Origin of the sequence: Algibacillus agarilyticus (assembly GCF_003286125.1) — a bacterium.
Classification (GTDB): domain Bacteria; phylum Pseudomonadota; class Gammaproteobacteria; order Enterobacterales; family Alteromonadaceae; genus Algibacillus; species Algibacillus agarilyticus.
In genome coordinates, this window is record NZ_QMED01000022.1 from 1 (window position 1) to 23,925 (window position 23,925).

General features: G+C 39.4%; 14 protein-coding genes and 2 pseudogenes. 10 read left to right on the forward strand and 6 right to left on the reverse strand.

Translation table 11 applies throughout. The features are described 5' to 3' along the window. A pseudogene (locus DPX34_RS22060) lies at positions 1-340 on the reverse strand (transposase); the annotation flags it as partial. Positions 341-445: 105 nt separating this feature from the next. After that, entirely contained in the window at positions 446-610 is a 165-nt protein-coding gene (locus DPX34_RS21775; protein WP_157964752.1) for a hypothetical protein, read from the reverse strand. A gap of 1,325 nt (positions 611-1,935) precedes the next feature. Here DPX34_RS21775 and DPX34_RS15515 point away from each other — a divergent pair. Both DPX34_RS15515 and DPX34_RS15520 read left to right on the forward strand, forming a co-directional pair. Further along, positions 1,936-2,556 (forward strand): hypothetical protein, encoded by a 621-nt coding sequence (locus DPX34_RS15515; protein WP_111979364.1) that lies wholly within the window; start codon positions 1,936-1,938, stop codon positions 2,554-2,556. A 253-nt stretch (positions 2,557-2,809) separates the two neighbouring features. Continuing rightward, positions 2,810-3,481 carry a hypothetical protein gene (locus DPX34_RS15520; RefSeq protein WP_111979365.1) on the forward strand — a complete coding sequence of 224 codons (672 nt, stop codon included), beginning with the start codon at positions 2,810-2,812 and terminating at the stop codon, positions 3,479-3,481. A 188-nt stretch (positions 3,482-3,669) separates the two neighbouring features. Here DPX34_RS15520 and DPX34_RS15525 read toward each other — a convergent pair whose 3' ends face one another. Continuing rightward, positions 3,670-5,106, reverse strand: coding sequence for a glycosyl hydrolase 53 family protein (locus DPX34_RS15525; RefSeq protein WP_111979366.1), 1,437 nt, complete (start codon positions 5,104-5,106; stop codon positions 3,670-3,672). A 465-nt stretch (positions 5,107-5,571) separates the two neighbouring features. Here DPX34_RS15525 and DPX34_RS15530 point away from each other — a divergent pair, with 465 nt between their 5' ends. The 7 genes from DPX34_RS15530 (at position 5,572) to DPX34_RS15560 (ending at position 19,473) form a co-directional block, all read left to right on the forward strand. Beyond that, on the forward strand, positions 5,572-6,774 hold the full coding sequence (locus DPX34_RS15530; protein ID WP_111979367.1) for a glycoside hydrolase family 53 protein: 1,203 nt from the start codon (positions 5,572-5,574) through the stop codon (positions 6,772-6,774). A gap of 214 nt (positions 6,775-6,988) precedes the next feature. Then, on the forward strand, positions 6,989-7,993 hold the full coding sequence (locus DPX34_RS15535) for a LacI family DNA-binding transcriptional regulator (RefSeq protein WP_111979368.1): 1,005 nt from the start codon (positions 6,989-6,991) through the stop codon (positions 7,991-7,993). Between the two features lie 668 nt (positions 7,994-8,661). Continuing rightward, entirely contained in the window at positions 8,662-11,400 is a 2,739-nt protein-coding gene (locus DPX34_RS15540; RefSeq protein WP_111979369.1) for a TonB-dependent receptor, read from the forward strand. A 143-nt stretch (positions 11,401-11,543) separates the two neighbouring features. Next, on the forward strand, positions 11,544-13,925 hold the full coding sequence (locus DPX34_RS15545; RefSeq protein ID WP_111979370.1) for a glycoside hydrolase family 2 TIM barrel-domain containing protein: 2,382 nt from the start codon (positions 11,544-11,546) through the stop codon (positions 13,923-13,925). A gap of 91 nt (positions 13,926-14,016) precedes the next feature. After that, a complete protein-coding gene (locus tag DPX34_RS15550) occupies positions 14,017-14,904 on the forward strand; it encodes a transporter substrate-binding domain-containing protein (protein ID WP_232824765.1) in 888 nt (295 codons plus the stop codon). Positions 14,905-15,124: 220 nt separating this feature from the next. Next, a complete protein-coding gene (locus DPX34_RS15555; RefSeq protein ID WP_111979371.1) occupies positions 15,125-16,687 on the forward strand; it encodes a sodium/sugar symporter in 1,563 nt (520 codons plus the stop codon). 167 nt (positions 16,688-16,854) lie between these two features. Then, the gene (locus DPX34_RS15560) at positions 16,855-19,473 is read left to right on the forward strand and encodes a cellulase family glycosylhydrolase (protein ID WP_111979372.1); all 2,619 of its coding nucleotides are present in this window, start codon (positions 16,855-16,857) and stop codon (positions 19,471-19,473) included. Between the two features lie 106 nt (positions 19,474-19,579). On the opposite strand, the pseudogene DPX34_RS15565 reads toward DPX34_RS15560, so the two are convergent. Continuing rightward, positions 19,580-20,374: pseudogene (locus DPX34_RS15565) on the reverse strand (IS256 family transposase); the annotation flags it as partial. Between DPX34_RS15565 and DPX34_RS21905 the strand changes: the two are divergent. Beyond that, on the forward strand, positions 20,307-20,492 hold the full coding sequence (locus tag DPX34_RS21905) for a hypothetical protein (protein ID WP_198673729.1): 186 nt from the start codon (positions 20,307-20,309) through the stop codon (positions 20,490-20,492). The pseudogene DPX34_RS15565 and the gene DPX34_RS21905 overlap by 68 nt on opposite strands. 255 nt (positions 20,493-20,747) lie before the next feature. Here the strand turns inward: DPX34_RS21905 and DPX34_RS15570 are convergent, their stop codons facing one another. Next, positions 20,748-22,682 carry a TonB-dependent receptor domain-containing protein gene (locus DPX34_RS15570; protein WP_111979373.1) on the reverse strand — a complete coding sequence of 645 codons (1,935 nt, stop codon included), beginning with the start codon at positions 22,680-22,682 and terminating at the stop codon, positions 20,748-20,750. Between the two features lie 203 nt (positions 22,683-22,885). Next, on the reverse strand, positions 22,886-23,917 hold the full coding sequence (locus DPX34_RS15575; RefSeq protein WP_111979374.1) for a hypothetical protein: 1,032 nt from the start codon (positions 23,915-23,917) through the stop codon (positions 22,886-22,888). Positions 23,918-23,925: the final 8 nt, after the last annotated feature.

Genomic DNA, 23,925 nt, shown 5'->3' on the forward strand with positions numbered 1-23,925 from the left:
GCGGTGAACCCTTACTTTTCAAGGCTTCTAGATAGGTTGATTCATCATATGCGGTGCTGGTTTTCCAGCACCGCAATAATTATATCCTGATCCACTTAAATGCCAACGCTCTGATGATGGTATTATGCGGTTTTCCTTTCGCTGCTTGCTGTTGATAATAAGCTTTAACCCAAAACGAATATCGCACCGATTGACCAGCCCATTCAACAAATGTTTGCCGTAAAAATGTTGTGCATGAGTATCGCCAATGTATCCACTCTTTTTTACCACTGCGTTCAGTGACCGGCGCAATCCCCGCATATTTTTGTATTTCTTCACTTGATTGGTAGCGTTTACGATTTGGTAAGCGATCATTTTAGGCTGTCTGTAAATCAAGTTCGTCTGTGATCCACTTCTGATTATCTTCCAATTCTACTTGAATACGAGTAGCGCCATTACGCTGCTTTTAATCGACAACAATCAGTTGTATTTTTTCATCTTGCAGCCGTTGTTGCAATGCTCGCGGACTCATCCGCTCACCGAATTTAAGCCAATGATAAAACCCACTTCGCGATACCTTAAGCACTAAAGCTATACGTGACACTTTAAATTCAGCTTTTTGTGCGCGCATGAATTTGAATCGTTTTACTTTTGATTCTTCGCGAAGTAGGTCGGCGTCTTTTTAATATGGCTAAGTCATCCTATAGCTCAGCTAATTGACGTGTGTAGTTTAGTGAGTTCGGCCTCACGTTGGCTTGCTTTTCTTTTGCTGGAATTTATGACGCCAATCGTAGATTTGTGATTTATGAATCATCTAAATCTCTAGCCGTGTCTGAAGTCGTGACAGGGATCAATTAATATAGTTTAAAAACTATTCACATTTTTGGTGCTGCATAAATAGCGCTCTTTATTGAGTTTTGCTGTTTATTCTGATTATTAACGACTCCTGTGGGAGTATTAGCGGAGTACTTGAGGAGTGTTTTAATGTTTATTCTGAGTGTTAATTACTCCTGTGGGAGTATTAGCGGAGTACTTAAGGAGTGTTTTAATGTTTATTCTGAGTATTAACTGCTCCTGTGGGAGTATTAGCGGAGTACTTAAGGAGTGTTTTAATGTTTATTCTGAGTGTTAACTGCTCCTGTGGGAGTATTAGCGGAGTACTTAAGGAGTGTTTTAATGTTTATTCTGCTTATTAATTACTCCTGCAGGAGTATTAGCGGAGTACTTGAGGAGTGTATTAATGTGTATTCTGATTGTTAACTACTCCTGCAGGAGTATTAGGGGAGTACTTAAGGAGTATTTTAATGTTTATTCTGAGTATTAACTGCTCCTGCAGGAGTATTAGGGGAGTACTTAAGGAGTATTTTAATGTTTATTCTGAGTGTTAACTGCTCCTGTGGGAGTATTAGCGGAGTACTTAAGGAGTGTTTTAATGTTTATTCTGAGTGTTAACTACTCCTGTAGGAGTATTAGCGGAGTACTTAAGGAGTATTTTAATGTGTATTCTGAGTATTAACTACTCCTGTGGGAGTATTAGCGGAGTACTTAAAGAGCGTTTATTTTAAACTCACTTTTAAAGATAAAACTATTTTGTAGACACATTTCATTGTATGTAATAAACCGTTTTAGTTGATGGCTTCTCGATATTTTATAAAAAATTTCAGGTGTGGGTGCCAATTTTTATATGTGACTAACAGTCATTTTAGTGTTTTTTTACTTGTGTTTTAGTGTTTTTTTTAAATGAAAAGTTGTAAAAAAAACGGGCATCTATTCCTTATTTTGACAGGGCACTAGAGACCTAACTTATCCAAAATATATATCTTTTGATGGCTTTTAAAAATACAAGTCTCTGAGGCAATAAATCACTGGTCTCTATTTTTTTAGTTTATTGCACGGAATTGAATTTAATTACTCAGTAATGAATTAAATATTATTAAAATCGATTTAGAGGACCTTGTGGTAGATATTAGATTTGTTAGTGAACTGATGACTAAGTACGAAGAAGAGACAAATCGTATGCGGCAGCAATTAGAATTGTATAATCTTGCTAAAAACGCATATATCCAAGCGGTTAATAAATTTAAGGCTGATCAGTCCCGCTTTAATGAACTAGACATGTTTGAATGCTTTTTACAGGATTCCATTTATCATAATATTGGTTTTTATTTAAAAGAGACTAAGTCGGAACGGGTTTTAAAATTTGTTCCTGAAAGTGTTGAAGGGAAACTATTCAAAGTTTTCTTCACACGGAAAACTTCAAATAGTAAGTATCAAGATGCTTTTGCAATCCCCCCAAAAAATAACTTTAATAAATTTATAAATACTAAGAAAAATTTTATTGCTTCTGAGATGTTCGAGGTAACTGAAAATGTTTACGCTTATTCTGTTAAGTTCAACGCAATGACAATTTCTATTCAGAAATTGTTACAGCGAATTTATTTTGTAGATTTTACTAAAATCCCCAATTCTGCATTTTCATCCCAAACACTGACAAATATTACTGATGAAGGTTTACAGCATAGGATGTTAAAAAAAATAAACTTTTCTTCACAAGAATATTTTGAGAGTGATCGGTGAGCCATAATCTAAAGCTATCCCGATCGGTGTGTTCGTTAACACCTAAATAAGCTTAACTCACTTTGTTTTGCTTAAACTAAATTAATAAACTGCGTGTTTAAGGTAAACAAAAACTATTGATAATGAGTCCATTGAGAATGATTCGATTACACGTTAAGATTGAAAAATAAAAAACAAATTGTCATTGTACTTGAATACTTTTTTTTCACTAATTCATTCATTTTCTAATCTGGATACATCAAAAATAACCTAAATGAAAAAAATCGATCTTGAATTTTTACAGGCTTGCATTAGTGCAGGTTTAGCTTATCAGTTCAGCAGACAAAACATACAACCGGCTCTCTTTTACACTCATTATTTTAAAACGGATCCAAAAGAAAAATTATCCAATGAGTTGTATCAACATATGACGGGTCAATTGCAATTACACAAAAAGAGTTTTTATAAGAAATTTTCATTTGAAGTAGCAAGATTAAATGAAGCCGGTAAACGCTATAAAGCACTCGCGGGAGTAAATTCTGATTTAGAAAGGTTAAAGCGTTTGGTGAGTTATTTAGAGGATAACAAAGTGATTGTTGTTCCCAAGCTCAATGAAGAAGAGTTTGACGTTACAGAAGAACAAGAGAAAAAATTTAAAACAGATCATGTTTTAGTGGGTTATGACCCCAAAGATTTTAATAGCGATACAAACGATTTTAATGCATCACCCTTTAAAATTTTTATTTTTGCTCACTCCCCAAAGCAAATGCACACGTTATTTGATCTGTTTAGAATAAACGGGTTTACCTTTAAGTCCGTTCCATACAAAACAGATATGTTAGTCATTGAGCTAAAAAGCAGTGTCCAGAATATTTACTTTCAGAACTTAGGCTTAGCAAAAGACCTGACACAATCCTTAAAAATGGAAAAAGTAACATCCGTATAGATAGTGCCGTCATGTTACTTTTTAAGCTTGGTAGTTCATTTTATAAGCGAGCAGGCATAATGAGAATAGGTTGATTTTTATTGAGGCTGCCTACCCATAATGGCCGATCATTATCTTCCCTGATATTTATAAAATAACTTCCTTAGCCCTTATTTTATAAAGAGCTGTAGGTGTGTAGAGTTACGTTTTTAGTCATCTTTCCATTGTTGGTTCCAGCCATCATGACAGCTCCATTGAATTGCAGAATCACCGTTACTGGTTCCTTGCGCATAAATATCGATGCATTTACCACTAGCGCGTGATTTAAGTCGGAAATAACCATCGCCCATATCTTCCTTAATGAATTGTTGGTTGTAAGTATCTTTACAAGTCCATTGAATAACATTAGCGCCATCATTATCACTTGCACTTTCAATATCTAAACAAAGTCCACTGTGTTTAGCTTGTATTTGATAATAACCACTATCGACAGCATTAAATGTCCATTGCTGGTTATCATTATTGTGGCAAGACCACTGTAAAATATCCTCACCATTGTTTTTACGGGCACCGTTAACATCAATACAGCGGTCACTTATTCGTGATCGAATACGGTTGGTTGTTGCAGTTGGGGTTGTATCATCGATAAAAGCATCTAATGCACCGGTTGGTTTGCGGGTATTTGGATCCCAAGCACCTAAAGTGTAACCATTAAAGTTAGATGCCTGAGGTTCCCAATAAAAAACGCCTAACGAACGAGAGTCTTGAACTTCATCGAGTTTATCAATCATGTCTCGTAAAATAGCTTCTGCGTCGGCATTATCCCAAGGCACGCCAATTTCCGTGATCATAACGTCCTTATCATAACGCGAAACCATATCATTTAAGTTAGCTAAGCATTGTTGATTAACGGTTTGCCAACTCGAACCGACTACATTCGTTGGGTAATCTGAAGCGCCGATAACATCATATTTGCCACCATAACTATTTAAGCCATCAAATATCCAGCGAAAATTAGCGTTGTCATGACAGTTTGCTAGATGCACTATGACTTTAGAATCGGGAAACACAGCTTTAGTTGCATCATGGCCACTATTAACTAGCCAAGTGAACGCTTGCATATTTTCTGATGCTTTACCTTCACCCCACAACATCCCGTTATTTGTTTCGTTACCCACTTGTACCCATTCTGGCGTAACGCCTGCTGCTTTAATCGCATTAAGCGAATCATAAGTGTGCCACCAAACCGCCTGTGTTAAACCTTCTGCGGTATAGCTAGCCCATTCACTCGGTTTAGTTTGATGACCCGGATCTGCCCATGTGTCACTATAGTGAAAATCGATCATGATCCGCATGCCGGCATTTTGTGCTTCAACGGCTTTAGCTACAACATCGTCAATACCGCTATAAAAACCATCAGCGGGGTTAACCCAAACTCTTAAGCGAACAGAGTCCATGCCGTGTTGTTTGAGTGTTGTTATTACATCTTGTTCAACGCCATTGTCATTATAAAAAATATAATTGTTGTCTTTCATTTCAGAAAGCCAGCTGATATCAGCGCCTTTCGCATTAGCAAACGCAGAGCCGCTACTCAGTAATGAGGAGCTGCCTAAAATAGCTGCAACTAATAATGCTTTTTTGTTCATATTGTTAACCCACCTTTGTCTTGTTTTTAGTTTTAATATTACCTTTTGTTACCTATATGTTACCCTTTGTTTTCCTTTGGTGGCAATGGTTAATAGTTGATCATGTTAGTTTATTTGCTGAAGTTACTGATAAATAATGCTTTTTATTTTTAATAACAATTAGTTAGTTAAATTAAATGTTTTATTCTTTTTATATTTATCTTATTGTATTTTAAGGTTTATTTTTTGTTGTTGTGATTTTTATAGGGTGGGAATAATTAGGCTAGCCTAATTGAAAATAAGTCATAACGTCAATTTTTTATAATATTGATCGTTAATTTAATTAATAAAGCAGACGAAAAAACTGGTTATCTTATTATTTAAATGTAAACATAAGGTAATTTTTTACCTTGTGTTTACCTTTTTGGCAGAAGGTAAGCAGAAAGATGTACATAATTGACTTAAATATAATTAGAGAGGCTCGCAATGATTAAAATAGTCATTTCAATATTACTGGCAATCGGCTTACTGGCTTGTTCGAATGGTCAAAGTACTGCACCTGTGATCGATACACCGGTCATTAATCCGCCTGTCGTCGTAGACAATATAGAAGAGCCATCTTCTGATCTTGCTATTTATTATAAAGGTGCAGATTTATCATATGTAAATGAAATGGAGGATTGCGGTGCAACTTACTTTGAAAGCGGTATACAAAAAGACCCCTACCAATTATTTGCCGATCATGGAGCTAATCTCGTTAGAGTTCGATTATGGCATGATCCGCTTGCGCGTCATGCGATGCCAAGTGATTACTCTGGTTTTAATGATGCAGTAAAATCTATTCAACGTGCCAAAAATGCAGGTATGCATGTGCTACTTGATTTTCATTATTCTGACAATTGGGCCGACCCCGCTGATCAAGCCATACCGGCCGCTTGGGCGCATTTGCTTAACAACACCGATTTACTCGCAAATGCGTTATACCAATATACCCATCAAACATTAATCGATTTAGATGAACTTGGCTTGTTACCCGAAATGATACAAATTGGCAACGAAACCAATGGCAACATTATGCAAGCTGAAAACGCTAACCTTTACCCAGTTGATTTTTCACGTCAGGTGCAATTACTTAATGCGGGATTGCGCGCCGTAGCTGATATGGCTCAAACCGCCGCTTTTACACCCATGACGGTTTTACACGTAGCCGATCCTAATAATGGCGATTGGTGGTTTAATGAAATTGAAAATGCCGGTATTAATGATTACGACATAATGGGTTTCTCTTATTACCCAGAATGGCACCCTGGTTCGGTTACTCAAATTGTTAATATGCTAGATACATTAAAACAGCGCTTTAATCGTGAAGTCATGATTGTTGAAACAGGTGTGCCTTGGGGTAACGACAATGCGGATACCGCCGCTAATATGATGAATATATTACCCGCGGGCTATGGCAAACCCAGCGTTGCAGGGCAACGTGAATTTTTGATTGATTTAGCAACTCAAGTACATGCTATTGATGGTTTAGGGACGTTATATTGGGAACCTGCTTGGGTTTCAACCGGTTGCCAAACGCAGTGGGGAACCGGCTCTCATTGGGATAACGCGACTTTTTTTGATTTTAATAATGAATTACAGACACTCGGTGGTATTGGATTCTTAGAGAAAGAATACACGGCTAACTAATTTTTTAACCATACAATTATAAACATGCGCTATAAAAGAGTATTGATTAAAGTGTGAGGTAATTAAGGGTAATTAATTTACCTTAACTGTTTGACTTTTGTTTCTTTAGGTTTGTATAGTGGGCTTATATTGCGCATTTTAATTATTTTAATGCGCGTTGTTTATTTAAAACAACATTAATTTGTAAGTTTGGTCAGTAGAGTGGAGATTTATTGTGGTAACGATCAAAGAAGTCGCCAAAGTAGCAGGCGTTTCAACTGCTACGGTTTCACGAGTGGTGAATGGTCAAGGCAAAGTTGGCGATCAATGTCGAGCCCGCGTGACTAAGATTATTAAAGAACTCGGTTATCGCACTAATCATGTTGCCGTTATCCATCGTAAAAACGAAGCAAAGATGATTGGTCTTGTTACCCCCAAAATTTCCATGGCCTTTTTTGGGCTACTCGCTGCAGGTGCAGAAGAAATGGCACGTGAACTCGGTGCCAACTTACTGATATGTAACTCGTTATACGAAGTTGAATCCGAAATTAATGCGATACATGCTTTAGTTGCACAAGGTTGTCAGTCAATCATCTTACACAGTGAATATTCAGAATCTGAACAGCTAATTAAATTGTGTAAAGAAGTGCCGGGTTTAGTGATTATTAATCGCTTTATACCCGAAATATCAGAGCGCTGTGTTTGGTTTGACAACAACTCGGCTTCACAAGCCTGTACAAACTACATGATAGATAAAGGTCATCGCGACTTTGCGGTCGTTAGCAGTATTTACCAAAATGGCGATCCATGTGCCCGATTATTAGGTGTGAAGCAAGCCCTCCTGTTACGCGGGATCACATTAAGTGACGATTTATTAGTCGAAGCGGGTGCTAATATTGATGGCGGTATGGATGCAACACAAGAGCTACTCGATAAGGGTAAACCGTTTACTGCGATCATTGCCTTCAATGATCTGATGGCGATCGGTGCGATCCATACCTTACATAAAGCCGGAATTCGTGTACCAGAAGATGTATCCGTATTTGGTTTTGATGATTTACCCATGGCTAAAGCCTGTTTACCTCAGTTAACCACCATGAATTACCCGATAGAAGGTATGGCTAAATATGCCGTTGAGCTTTCATTATCATTGGTTAAAGACGCCCCTAAACATGCTAAACAAACCCATTTGTTTGTGGCCGATCTTATCGAACGGGGCTCGGTTACCGAACCTAAGTAAGCCTGCCACTGTCGTCAACAAATAAGCGTCATCGGTTTTAACGTTGTCGCTATATTAAATAAATCTATTTTGTTAAATGACATTAATAAGGGTAATACACCATTAATTACCTTTATATTTCCCTGTTTCATCATTACTTTCATTCTTTTTTACCGCTCCGAATTTTAAAACTACCTTTTTAATTATCTTGTCTATTTATTCGCAACCGGCCTGAATAATTTTGTTATTTACATTTTTACATCATTAACAGGGTAAATGTAGGTAATTATCCCTCTTTTATTTTTTAATTATACGTTCTAATGGTTAGCTAAATACCTAGCTAACACTTTGTTACCCTGTTTTCCTTAGAACTTTTTATTAACTTATAATCCGCTATTAGATTTATTTACCTTGTTAACCTAAACCTGCTTGTTGTTTTAAGGTGTTGATTTATAGGTGTTAATATGTTTTTTTGTGTTGTTTTTTTGTGTTGTTTTTAATGTTTTTTTATTATTGGGGTTTATTTGTTAGGGTAAAATATAGGTAACAAGGGTAAATTATAGGTTTACTTGTTACCTTGTTGTTGCTATAAATTACCCATCGGTTGTTAACTGCGTGTTAACAGTTGTTAGGGCAGATACTTAAGAGTCAACTAAAATTCAATTACACACAGACAAAGGGGTAACAACATGACCTTTAATACTAAATTAAGCGCGATCACCGTAGCATTAGCACAAGTGCTTTTCAGCGGACACGTTTTTGCAGCAGACAATAATAATGAAGAAGAAATAGAAACAATTGAAGTGCGTGGTTTTGGCGCAAGTTTAGGTAAAGCATTAAGAGAAAAACGTTTTTCAAACTCAGTCATCGAAGTTATATCTTCTGATGATATCGGCGTATTACCCGATGTGAGTATCACCGATTCTTTAGTCCGTTTACCGGGTATTGCGGCTTCACGTGACCGAGGTAATGCGAGCCGCATATCAATACGTGGTTTAGGTCCTCGTTTAAATGTAGCGACTATGAATGGTCGTGAAATTGTATCTGCTGAGCCAAGTCGAGATGTGCGCTACGAGCAGTTTCCTGCTGAACTGATTAATGCCGTTGAAGTATATAAAAGTCCGTTAGCGAGTAACGTTGAAGGTGGTATTTCAGGTTTAGTTAACATGAAATTTGTTAGCCCATTAGATGTTGATAAACGCAAAATAAATATAGGAGCGAGTGCGGTATATAACGAACTTGCTAGTGATTTACCTGACACGGATGGCATCGGTTCAAAAGCAAATTTTAGTATTATTGATCAAATATCAGATTCTTTTGGTTATGCTCTCGGATTAACTTATCAAGACCAGCCTTCGCTGGGGCGAGGTACTGAATCTTGGGACTATAACAACGGTGACAATCGTGGTGATATCAATGGAAATGGTAAACCTGAGCATGCGCCTTGGGGAGTGGTCGCAAAAGCAAAACGCGGAACTAATGAGCGCACTGGCGGCATGCTTATTCTCGATTTTAAACCAACCGATAGCTTACGTATTAAAACTGATTTGTTTTATTCACAATTTGATATCAAAGAGCGTGATGATCAATTTGGTTCGACTGACTTAGGTAACTGGGACAGTGGGGCAAATGGGTTTTATGCAGATTCAGCCGTTGCTCCAGTCTTTATTGATAAAGCTGATGGTTCTGAGCAGCTCGTTACAGGCAGCCAGAAAAACAACGGTATTCAAGCTTCAGTACCGACGTGGTTTCAAACGAATGACATGTTAAGTGGTGGCGTTAATCTTAGTTATGTTGGTGATGTATGGTCGGTTAATGCTGATGTGGGTTATTCAGAAGCCAGTATTGAATCGGTTTGGGTTAATGTTCAACCACAATGGGTTGGTGGCGATTACGATCTTGGTTTTAATATTCATAATACGGATGCACCCCAATTAACCGTAAATGAAGGTGAGGTAAGCAACCCTGACAACTGGGCCTTGGTTAACTTTACGGGTACCGGCGAATGGTTACAAGATGACAATGGCGATTGGTATGAAGTACAAGGAGAAGTGCTTGCGAATATGACCGGTAATGAAGATCGCATACTGAATGATGAAATGGTTAATTTTAATCTTGATTTATCTCGCGAAATTGAAATGAGCGTTTTCACTAAGTTGCTATTTGGTGGTCGATATACTGATAGAACCAAAGAAAATGACGAAATTAATACTTGGACACGGATGGCCAATGGCAACTTAACCGATATTGGGATGAATTATTCTATTGGTGGTGATTACGTAACGCCTAACCTGTATACCTTTAAAGATTGGGACCACGTCGCTAATACGGCTTTTGGTGGTGCAACTAATCCAGCCGCCGATCGTTCAGATAAAAACTTATTAGCGTCTTGGTTGTTAGATGAAACCAATACGGCTGCTTATGTACAGCTCGATATGGCAGGTGATTTAGGTGATATTCCGTATACCGGTAATATAGGTATACGTTATGTTAAAACCGAAGTGGTCTCGACGGGGCATCAAGTCGAAGGCGGTTTTTGGACTCAAGATGCAGAGGGTAATTGGTTTGAAGTACCCTACAAAGAAGCGCCCGTGACAATTGAACATGATTACGATGAAATTTTACCGTCATTAAACATGTTATTTAATGTGTCAGATGATGCACAAGTGCGTTTTGGCTTAGCACGTACAATGTCGCGTCCGCCTTTGTCTGAAATGCGCACGGGATTCTCACTCGATCCAACGGCTTTACCGCCAAGTGCGGGTGGAGGGAATCCAAGGTTAAACCCTTATATAGCGGATCAAATTGATTTAGGTTACGAGTACTACTGGGGTGAAAAATCAGCGGCTGTCGCTAATGTATTTTACAAAGATATGAAGTCACACATCGGGTTATCAACCGGCGATATTGTGGTGGGCGACGATACCTATGCTTATACCGGCTCAGTTAACGGTAAAGGCGGTGCGGTTAAAGGGCTTGAACTTATGTTTCAGCACGCCTTTGACGGTTTACCGGCTCCGTTTGATGGTTTAGGTGTATTCAGTAACTATTCATATGTTGATAGTGAAGTTTATGAATTCAAGCCCGTGAACAATCCCTATACCTTAGGTGGCATGTCTAAGCACAACGCCAATGTAACATTATGGTACGACAACTATGGTGTGGATGCGCGTGTATCTGTTAACTATCGTAGTGAATACACAGGCATTAACAGTTGGAAGCCACAAAAAGTAAATTTAAACGGTGCTGAAACAACAGTTGATGCAACGGTAGGTTATAGCGTTACCGATAATTTAAAAGTAACGCTGCAAGCACAAAATTTAACCAACGAACCGTCAATCAGCTATTGGGATAATGACAAAGACAAGCTAGCTTCAAATGTTGAATGGGGTCGTCGTTTCTTAGTTGGTTTTAATTACTCAATGTAATTAAATGTTAAGCGCTCAAGTGCATGTTATTCATGTGGCTTGAGTCACTTAAAAACACCGGTTTTGTCTAAGCATAACGACAAAACCAAATTAACCTTTTCCTATTTTATGTTATTTCATTTCATTCATTTGAGGAGTCTCGCATGCGTGGCTTAATCTTTTTTACTTTTATTTCGGTGCTTTCAACCGTTATTTTTACTGGGTGTTCTCAATCAACATCTTCATCTTCTACGCAAATAAATGTTGCACCGAGCGAAATTACGCTGAGTGCTGATTGGCAATTTCAAAAAACAGCCGGCAAATCAACAATACAAAAACCAACGGATGCGCCATGGCAAACAGTTGATTTACCGCACACGCCTAAAGTTGAACCTTTACTGGTTAATGACCAATGGCAAGGCATTGCGTTTTATCGCAAGCAGCTTAATTTATCTAATTTTGGTGATAACCAAAAGTTATACTTGCGCTTTGAAGGTGCCATGAAAGTAGCTGATGTATGGCTCAATGGTGTGCACTTAGGCCAGCATGTGGGCGGATATTTACCGTTTACCTTTGACGTAACGCCTTTTTCTGGCGATAAGCAAGCTGATTTATTAGTGCGTTTAGATAATCAAGATAATTGGTTAACAGGCCCTAAACCACTTGAAATGCTCGATTTTAATACCTACGGAGGGTTGTATCGCGAAGTTAAGTTGATCGTCAAAAATGGTTTGCACATCACCGACGAAATGGAAGTCGGAGAGGTGGCTTCTGGCGGTATTTTTGTTACGACACCGGTTGTGGGGGCAACATCAGCGACGGTTAATATTAAAACCCATATTGAAAACGCTAACGATAAGCCCCTTTCTTTCGGCGTTAAACAGACTTTGCTTTTTGCCGACAAATTAGTGGCCCAAACGACAGGCCAATTTAAGCTATCAGCCAACAAGGCAGAGCAATTTGAGCAAACCTTAACCGTGGTTAACCCTAAATTATGGCACCCTAATCATCCACATCTTTATACCGTTACAACCGATATTATTAACGGTAAAGATAAAGTCGATAGTCAACAAACACGTATCGGTATTCGTGAATTCAAATTTGATGAAAATCACCAGTTATTGATTAATGGCGAGCCGATGTTTTTGCGGGGCGTAAATCGTCATCAAGAGTACCCTCATGTGGGGTATGCGACTTCGCCAGAAGCCGATTATCGTGATGCGGTTAAAATTAAATCAGCGGGTTTTGATTACGTTCGTTTGTCACATTACCCCCATTCAAAAGCCTTTATGGAAGCTGCCGATGAGCTGGGCTTAGTATTAATCGATGCTATTTTAGGTTGGCAGTACTATTCACCTTTCCCGGCTTTTAAGGCCCAAATTTATCAAACCTGTCATGATCTTATTCGTCGCGATCGCAACCACGCCAGTGTATTAGCATGGGAATGTTCACTTAATGAATCGTGGATGCCCGATGATTTTATCGCCGGTTTAGATAACATCATTGAACAAGAACTTCCGGGGTCATATTCAGCAGGCTGGCAGCGCGGTTACGATATTTATTTACAAGCACGCCAACACAGACTTGAGCATTTCGAAGAGCCTAATCAACCCTATAATGTATCGGAATACGGTGATTGGGAATACTATGCGCAAAACGCCGGTTTAAACCAAGATTCTTGGGCCGATTTGAAATCAGAAGAGCGCACCAGCCGCCAGTTATTAGGTGCCGGTGAAAAACGTTTATTACAACAAGCAACCAATATACAAGAAGCGCATAACGATAACTTAAAAACACCTGCTTACTCAGATGGTTTTTGGGCGATGTTTGATTATAACCGGGGCTATGCCGACGATTTAGAAGCATCGGGGATTGCGAGTATTTATCGAGTGCCTAAATTTGCCTATTATTTTTATCAATCACAACGCAGCCCAGCGATCCAATCAAATGCATATGAATCCGGCCCCATGGTGTATATCGCGAGTGATTGGACAGCTCAATCTAACTCTAATGTAAGAGTGTTCACGAATGCAGAGCAAGTTGAACTTTGGTTAAATGGTAAAAAAGTAAGCACTAAAAAACCAGTAAAAGAGGCAAATTCAAGTGAGTTAGCTCACCCGCCTATTCAATTTGAATTAGGGCGTTTTGCTCCAGGTGAACTGGTTGCTAAAGCTTATATTAACAACCAACTCGTCGCAGAACATAAGCTTTATACGCCAACAGAAACACGTCAAATTAAACTCACGGTTGATGAGTCGGGTAAAGCAATTGCAGCAAATGATGTTGTGTTTGTTTATGCCCAGTTAGTGGATGTTAATGGCCACCCAACATACGACAATAATGTTGAAATCGAATTTGAAATCTCGGGCGAAAACCGTCAAGCCATCTCATTATTAAACCCTGAAAAAATATTGACTGAAAAAGGGATTGCGACCGCGTTAATCAAAACGAATACCGACTTTAAAGGAGCCATGATCACGGCGCACGTTAAGTTGGCTAGCGATACTGAGCAAAGCCATGTTGTAAGCCAACAACTCACTTTTTAATAACGATTGGTATAACGCCTAAACCTAAGTCGCGTTCAATTGAATGTTGAAGTGGCTTGGGTTAATAAGGGCCGCTCACGGGGAAATTTATATGAAAACTATCATTGTGATTAATGCATGCACATCGATTAAAAAAATATGGATGCTAAGTGTTTTACTGTTATCTGTTTTGAGTCAATCGGTGTTGGCTGTCGATATACGCCATAATAAAGCCGATAACGAGAAAGAAGCTTATCAGTTGGGGGTATTGAAATTAGCGTTATCGTACGATGAGCAAAATACCTATCATTTTATCCCGAGTGAACGTTTTTATGACCAATCAAAAATGATCAATGAGCTAAATCATCAGCAACTTGATGTGATTTGGATGGGCACTAAAAAAGAATACGAAGATCAGTTTTTACCCATCCGTGTCCCGTTATATAAAGGGCTGTTAGGTCATCGTATTTTTCTTATTCGTGATGGCGATCAAGGCATGTTTTCAACGGTAAAATCTTTTGGCGACTTGCGCTCATTTAAAGCGGGGCAAGGGCGAAACTGGGCCGATACCAAAATATTAACCCATTCAGGTTTACCCGTTGTAACGACCAATAAATACAAAAATTTATTTCATATGTTAGAAGGTGGTCGTTTTGATTATTTCCCTCGCGGTGTTCATGAACCCTGGTCTGAAATGGCTAACCATCAAGACATCCCCCTGCAAGTTGAAGACGATATTTTGCTTATTTACCCGTTACCGGCTTATTTATTTGTTCATAAAAACAATACCCAGTTGCAAGCAAAAATTGCTCAAGGCTTAGAGCAAGCGATTGAAGATGGACGTTTTGATGCATACTTTTTTAATCACCCGATGATCAAAAATGTATTGAATAAAGCTAACTTAAAAAACCGTAAAACCTTTCGCATCGAAAACCCAAGTTTAACCGCTCAAACGCCGTTTGATGATGCACGTTTATGGCTGAATATCGCTTCACTTTAAGGCGCGAATTCTCTTTATTTACATCCAAATGATTTACATCTAAATCATGAGCAACCTGAAGAGCGTGCAGTTGAAATTACCTTTATTCGACGACGGATTGAAAACGGCTACATAGAAGCCGTTTTCAATCCGTTAATACACACACCGTTAATTAATTGGCTAAAAGCGACTGACTAACAAGCGCAAGCCATTTTTAGATACTTATTAGGACATACAACCTATGAAACTCGACATGCTGGACACCAGTGTTTTTATTGCCTACGTCGTTGGGCTCTTAATTTTAGCGCTTTGGATCTCACGAAACGAAAGCACACACGAGCGCAACACCGAAGATTATTTTTTAGCGAGTAAATCGCTACCTTGGTGGGCCATTGGTGCTTCGCTTATTGCCTCTAATATCTCGGCTGAACAAATTATCGGCATGTCGGGTTCGGGTTATGCAATGGGGTTAGCGATTGCCTCTTACGAATGGATGTCGGCGATCACCTTGCTTATTGTGGGTAAATATTTATTGCCTATTTTTCTTAAAAATGAAATTTACACCATGCCACAATATTTAGAACAGCGTTTTGATGCACGTGTTAAAACCATTTTGGCCCTGTTTTGGCTGGTTGTTTATGTGTTTGTTAATTTAACCGCGGTGCTGTGGTTAGGTGGATTAGCCATAGAAACCGTTGCCGGTGTTGATTGGCTGTTTGGCATGATTTTCTTGGCGTTATTCTCAATTGCCTATTCACTTTATGGTGGGCTTAAAGCGGTTGCTTTTACCGATATTCTACAAGTGGTTTTATTGGTTTTTGGCGGGTTATTGCTGAGCTATTTAGCACTCGACGCCGTTGCCGATGGGCAAGGGTTTTTAGTCGGCTTTGGTATTTTAACCGAAAAAGTACCCACGCATTTCGACATGATTTTAAGCAGCGATAATCCCAATTACATGAGTTTACCGGGCATATCGGTATTGGTTGGCGGTATGTGGGTGATGAACTTCAGCTATTGGGGCTTTAACCAATACATTATACAGCGCGCGTTGGCCGCTAAGAGCACCGCAGAAGCACAAAAAGGGATTGCTTTTGCGGCTTACCTTAAAATGTTAATGCCTTTAATTGTGGTATTACCGGGGATTGCCGCCGTTATTTTATACCCCGATTTAACCAAACCCGATGAAGCTTACCCTTCAATGATGAGTTTAATGCCTGCCGGTATTAAAGGTTTAGTTTTTGCTGCATTAGTTGCCGCCATTGTGTCGAGTTTAGCGTCAATGACCAACAGCATTTCGACTATATTTACAATGGATATATATAAACCAATTAAACCAAATAAGAGCCAAACGCATTATGTCTTTATTGGCCGTTTGGCTACGTTAGTCGCATTAAGTTTAGCCTTAATAACCGCACAGCCGTTATTAGGCAAGTTTGATCAAGCATTCCAATATATTCAAGAATTCACCGGTATGTTTACACCAGGGATCGTGGTTATTTTTGTGTTGGGAATGTTTTGGCAACGTGCGACATCAATGGGCGCTTTATCGGCAGCATTAGGCTCGGCTATTTTATCATTTACCTTAAAAATGTTAATGCCTGAAATACCGTTTATGGATCGGGTTGGCATTGTGTTTTTACTGTGTATGGCATTGGCTATTGGCGTTTCTTTATTAGGTAAACCAAGCACCAATAATAGCTCAGTGAGTTTAGACGATGTTAAATTTAATACCGAGCCAAGCTTCAATGTTGCCGCGATTGGCTGTGTTATCGTCCTTGCTGTACTTTACGTAACATGGTGGTAAGTGCCTACTAACATCAGTAGCGATTAAAGTATTGATTAACCGTGATGGCTAAATTTAAACCATCAAACATTTATAGCGTTATGTTATTCGAGCGACATAACGCCTTAATATTCACCTTTAATTGAGTGATTAACATCTCAATAGATAAACCTTAACAGAGGTATAAAATGAATAGATTAAGCCACATAAAACACTACCAAGTAGCGGTCTCATTTTTATTAGGATCCCTAGCGACAATCATAACGCACAGCGTAAACGCCGAGACAAAATCAGCTTATGTAGAAGAGGGAGTCGTATACGAGGCTGATGGACAAGAAATGAAGCGCTTTGGGGTTAATTATAATACGCCGTTTGCTTATGGTTACCGTGCGTTAAACAAATTAGGCTTAAATCACAAGGCATCAATTGATATGGACGTTGATCATATCGCGCGTTTGGGCCTAGATGCTTATCGAGTTCATATATGGGACCGAGAAATCTCTGACTCAGAAGGCAACCTTATTGATAACCATCACCTTGAATTGTTTGATTATCTAATGCTTAAATTAGAGCAACACAATATCAAAGTCATTTTAACGCCAATTGCTTGGTGGGGTAATGGTTACCCTGAACCCGATCAGCCCACTGACGGTTTTGCTCAGCATTTTGAAAAACATGAAATGAATCAAAACAACAAAGCGATAGCGTATTCAACACGCTATTTAGCCCAGTTGATGCAACATAAAAATCGATATACCGGCAAAACTATCGGCCAAGACGACAACGTTATTATTTTTGAATTATTTAACGAACCACGTCACCCCGGCAAAACAGACGACAGTCGGCAATATGTAAACACCTTAATTAAATCAATGCGAGAAACAGGGGTAACAAAACCGTTGTTTTATAACATTAGCGAGCAGGGGGGGTGGACCGAATTTGCAGATGCGATCTGTCAATCAAATATCGACGGTATCTCGTACCAATGGTATCCAACGGGGCTGATAAAAATGTCACGCCTTAATACCAATGTATTACCTAATGTGGCTAAATATACCAATCCGTTTAGTCATCTAGAAGCCTGCCAATCAAAAGGAAAAATGATTTACGAGTTTGATGCAGCTGATTCTACGCGATCGGTTATGTACCCTGCGATGGCGCGCAGTTTTAGAGCCGAAGGTTTTCAATGGGCCACACAATTTGCATATGACCCTGCTGAAACCGCGCACACCAATTCAGAATACAACACGCATTATATGAACTTATTGTATACCCCCAACAAAGCGCTAGGCTTAATGATTGCGGGTGAAGCTTTTCGTCAATTACCTCGACATTACCAACAAGCTGAATATCCAGAAAATAATCAATTTGAAGATTTTTCGATAGATTATCATCAAGATTTATCGGTGTTAAACCAACCGGGTAAATTTTACTACAGTGCCAGCAATACCTTAAAACCAGCTGCTAATATTACGGCTATTGCAGGGGTAGGAAATTCTAAGCTGGTACAATATCAAGGCTCGGGTGCTTACTTTTTAGATCAAATTAAGCCAGGTGAATGGCGACTTGAAGTGTATCCCGATGTAATTAAAACCGCCGATCCGCATTTACCCGGCAGCTTAAAACGCACCGTCGCTAAATTGTTTGTCGCTGAAAATAAATTGAGCTTAAACTTAGCCGACTTGCATTCACAATTTCATCTACAAGGTATAAACGCCGGTAACCATATCGCTCAGTTAAGCCAAGCGCATACAGTTCATGTTAAACCCGGTGTATATGCCGTGAGTAACAAAAAACTTTCGGCGGCTGATTTAGCGCAATATGATGCCGACTTTTATTTACCTCACTCAACCATCATGCCTAACGCATCATCCAATAAAGCGCAGGTAAAACAAACGGTAATTAAGCCATCAATTGTTTGGCATCAACCGCAAAGACACGCCAACATCGGAGAAAATACGCCGTTAACATTTGATGTGGTGGGTAATTATAACCCCGAGGCGGTTAAGTTTTATTTACGTTACCTTGGTCATGATACGTTTACTGAGCTTGAAACAACCAATATAGACAGTAAACGTTATCAAGTTATGTTACCCACTAATTGGACTAATAGCGGTATTTTAGAGTATGCACTGGCGGTAAATACAAAAGGTAACTGGACAACTTATCCCGGGTTAGACAAAGGCAGACCGACCGATTGGGACTTTGCCACCGCAACCGATTTTTGGCGTGTCGAGTATCGCCCCACAGGTTCGTTAATTGAAATATTTAATGCTGCACACGATCACCATTCGCGCATATACCCTAAGCGTGGACGAGCCCGTTGGGATTTCATCGCCGGTGATAACGGTTTAAACCAAGCGTTTAAACTCGGCATCGAGAATTTACAAGACGATGGTAACTGGTTACTGCGTTCAGCGTTAGCCGAGAACAACCCGATGAGCAACCGTGATCTCGCCGGTTACAAAGACATCGTCATTAAAATAAAATCACATAATGCCAAAGACTACATCAACTTTGCGTTAATCAATCAAGCGGGTTTAGCCTTTGGCAAAACAATTGAAGTGACTAACCGTTGGCAATACAAAGTGATCCCTTTAAATCAATTAGAAGCGACCACAACAATGTTAACTAAATCCTATCCGATGTTTATGCCGGCAGAATACCCACATACCACATCTGATTTTGGTGAGTTAACTAAATTACAAGGTTTTCAAATACAGTTTGATGCCAGCCAATACCGCAGTAGCCAACGCAATAAATGGCATGGTATTGAGATCGAAATGATTGGTTTAATGAAGCGTTAGTGATTCTATATTAAGTGAAACACGCCCTCGATATAGTCAAAGTGATCGGGTTTTAGGGGTCGGTTTCTAGAGGGCGTCCAAAAATCTGTGTCAGTCTAATTTAAAGTTAGATATCTAATTTACTGTCCAGTCGCCCTTCAAAGTGAATTGCAAACTGTGACAATGCCAAATTCCAATTACTCACTGGCATTGTCCGTTTCTCAGATGCGTTTAATATGCCAGCGTAGAGCCATTTTAGCAAACTGTTCTCGTTTGGAAATGCACCTTTCGTTTTGGTTAGTTTTCTGAGTTGTCGGTGTACAGCCTCAACCGCATTCGTTGTGTAAATTGTCTTTCGAATGTATTCAGGATATTGAAAATAAACAGATAAATTATCCCATTTTTTACGCCACGACGTTATAACGATAGGATATTAATTTCCCCATTTTGCTTCTAATTCATCCAATGCTAATTCAGCTTCTTGTTTTGTTGCTGCTCGATAAACTTGCTTTAAATCATGCATGAAGGCCTTATGGTGCTTGGACGCGACATACTTCATTGAGTTTCTAATTTGATGAATTACACACAATTGTGTTTTTGTTTGAGGGTAAATTGAAGCAATGGCTTCAGGAAAACCTGTTAAACCATCTACACAAGCAATCAAGATATCTTTCAGACCGCGATTATGTAAATCAGTTAGTACCGACAACCAATAATTAGCCTCTTCATTTTCCGACGAATAGAGTCCAAGTATTTCTTTTTGACCTGTTAAACCCAGGCCTAAAATTGTGTAGATAGCTTTGCTAACATAACGTCCTGACTCTTTGACTTCGCAATGGATAGCATCCAATCAAATGATAGGGTACATCTTAGCTAAAGGACGACAGCGCCATTCTTCTGATTTTGGTATCAACTTACCCGTTTGCCCTGGCCCTTTAAATGGTATCGCTTACATTTTTGTGTTAAATGTGATGGCTTGTTATTCGTTCGTCGATTTAAAGATGAAAGAAAGCTGTGAAGTCAATAACGTTGTGAGGTAAAAATATAGTCAAAGCGATCGGGTTTTAGGGGCAGGTTTCTAGTTCCAGACGAAACCTAAGTACTTACATCCATGTAAGCAAAGCCGTCAAGCTTCGAGACCCCATGAGCATATGCTCTAATATGTGATTGGGGCGAGTAAGCGCTGACAATGAACCATAAAACCTGAGCGAGAAGACTATAGTGAAAGGCAAATCATTAGCTGGCGAAAAGAAAATATACACCAGCAAATGATTTTGTTTTTTAAGGGATAGAGCTTAAAAACTAAATGTTAAATCAGCAAATACTGAGCGACCTTTTAAAAAATAGCCATAACTAATAACCTCTTCACCAAAACTTTCGTCGGTTAAATTGCTTACACCTAAACGCACTTTTATTTGCTCGTTTACTGTGTAGCCACCGCCTAAATTAACGGTGTTATATGCATCAACCGTGGCTGTTCCTATTAATTGCTCACCTGTATATGCGTATTGCAAATAAGAGCTTAACGCGTCAGTGGCTTGCCAATTAACTTTTAGGCTCGCATTTTTATCTGGAGTGCCTGTTAGGCGGTCACCTGTACTGGTATCTTTAGCATCAGTGAACGTAACATTGGCCTCGAATGATAGCTGTTTGCTTACATCAACCCAAGCTTGGAGTTCGGTACCGTTAACCTCGGCTTGGCCTAAGTTGTGATAAGTCACAACCGGTGTGCCATCGATATCGCCCACGGCAACGGTTACGTCGCGATCAATTTTTCCTGCAATTTTATTTTTATAGGTGGTTAAGCTGATGCCGTAAGGTGTTTGGCTATTCGCTGCGCTGCTATAAACAAAACCAAGTTCAGCGGTGTCTGATGTTTCAGGGTTGAGATCGGCATTTCCGCGTAACCAGCAAGCCCCACGACAGCTAATTAATTGAAACGCTTCACTCATTTCTAGCATGCCCGGGGCTTTAAACGCTTCGCCCCAACCGGCTTTAAACGTAAGGTTTTCATTGAGGCTATATACACCGTAAATACGTGGGCTAAATTCTGAACCAAATACTTGATGGTCGCCTAATCGACCACCTAACGTAATGGCTAAATCACCCATTGCAAATTCGTCTTGCACAAAAAATGCATTCTGATTATTGCTAATGTTGTCGGCCACTAAATCACGTGGATTGGTTAATTCGGTACTGCGGTATTCGGCACCAAACGTAATGTGATGATCAGCAAGGCTGGTAAAACCTTTAAAATCAAGAGTGTGATTAACTTGTTCTATATCGCCTGTTTCGTAGGCGGTACTAGCGTCGCTTAGATCAACGGTTTCGTAAAAATAGCGAACGTCGGTGTTTAAAGCATCCCATTCTGCTTGATGCGAAACACTCAAGTTTAAACGGTCTGTTTCTTGTTGTGTTTTTTCAATATTTGGACCTCGTTGCCAATCGGCTTCGCGTTCATCTGACGAAATTAGCGCTGATGCTGTCACGGTTTGGTTTTTCGCGAGTTGCCAATCAAGCTCCGTTAATACTTGGCTAGCGGTGCGTTTTTCTAACGCGTCAAATTGTGCATAATCTTCAGCACGCCATGCGTCTCGGTCGGTATGTTCTACCACCATTAAAGCCGAGATGTCATCGCTTAGTTGACCACTTATATAACCATTTAATTTGTTTTGAGAGCCGCCATCACCCGATGTCATGGTTTCATGATTCAAGCTGATCGAGCCTTGTGTTTGCTCGCTTGGCTGCTTCAAAATAACATTCACAACGCCGCCTAATGCTTCAGAGCCATAAAGCGAAGACATGGGGCCACGAACCACTTCAACTCGTTGAATAGCCGAAATAGGCACGCTGCCTAAATCAAAGTCGTTACCTCGAATAAGCGCTGCATGAGAATTAACACGTTTGCCATTTATTAAAATGAGTGTGTATTTACTGTCCATTCCGCGAATGCTGATGTCGCTGCGACCATAAGCCGTGGTTGGGATCACATCAATACTGGTTACGGCTTTTAATACATCGGCTAAGTTATTAACTGCCTGTTTGGCTATATCTTCCGCCGTGATAATAGATACCGATGCTGGTGCGGTTAATTCAGTGTGTTTTGTTTGTGTGGCGGTAACAATAATGCGTTCTACTTGGCTAGTTTCTGCTGCTTGAGCAAATGCAGATGAGCTTGAGATACCTGCGGCTAACAAGGCGAGTGATAATGCATGTTTAGAGACGTTCATTTTAAATCCTGTAAAATACGATTGTTAATCTAAATGTTAATGATTCTCATTTGATATTAATTCTATTGTTATTAAATGAACAGCTTTTTTAATAGCACAAATCTATCTGTCTTATAGCTTAAAAAGGTTATTTATATCCCTAAGTCACTTGGGGATCATTCGTGTTGATCGTTGCCCGTTTTTAAATATATAAACGGCTAAATTTAGAGACTAACCTTTTTTATTTGCTGCATGAGTGTTTGCTGCCGAGGATTTAAGTATTTAATCCGTTGATCAATCAATTGCCATTGCTCATTTGTTAATTTTAAAACCTGAGGCGTGAGATCGCGTGTGGCTTGGCCAAAATATAAATAAAAATCAAATAATTGCCTTAAAGGTTCTCGTGTTAATAAATTAAAGTGTGATGATTTGGGGGATATGTCGTTAAATGTTAAGTGGCTAATATTGCTTGCCTGTGTTGATAGGGCAAAAGAATGGCTGAAGCTAACATCCGTCTGGTTGCTTGTGCTTGTTTTTGGGCATGTGTTTGTGCATATTTTTGGAATGGGTAATAGCTTGTTTATATGTGCTTGCTTAGCCGCTATGTGTGGCCAGCAGCTTAATAGCTTATCGGGATAAGCGGTTTGCATTAGCATGCCAAATGTTTGATGTTGTTTTTCACGACTAAACGGTCGCTTAATATGGATGGGATTTTTGAGTATATGATGCGCACCAAATAAGACGAAGGCTGCTTTATTTTGTTTAATAAAATGTGTCTCGACATAATCAAAGAGTGTTTGATCGCGTTGAGCGTTTGCTTGCATAACCGCGAGTGGGTTGTTTAACCGCGGCCAATTTTGTGGCGATTCAACGAGATGTATACGCAGTGGGGTGGGGCGATGTTGGTTGGCTAGCCGTACACATTTAAAAAAATGCATAAAGTGTGGTGAGGCCCAAGCCGGAAAAGCAATTGAATCTAACCAAATGGCATTGAGCTGTTGTATACAAATCGTTTTACCCGCAAGGTAATCATCTAACAGGGCTTGATGTTGTTGATTACCAAATTCGATCACCACATCGCTTACATCGGTATTCAATTGCGGGTCGATTATGAGCTGTTGCAATTGCTCAAAAATTGAAAAATACCAATGCGCTTCGCCTAACCCGACGATCTGCTTATTTTGTAAAGCTTGTTGCACCACGGATACGATAGATAAAGGAGCACCGCTTAGCGGTGCTCCTGTTGTTAATGTCATTACGTTAT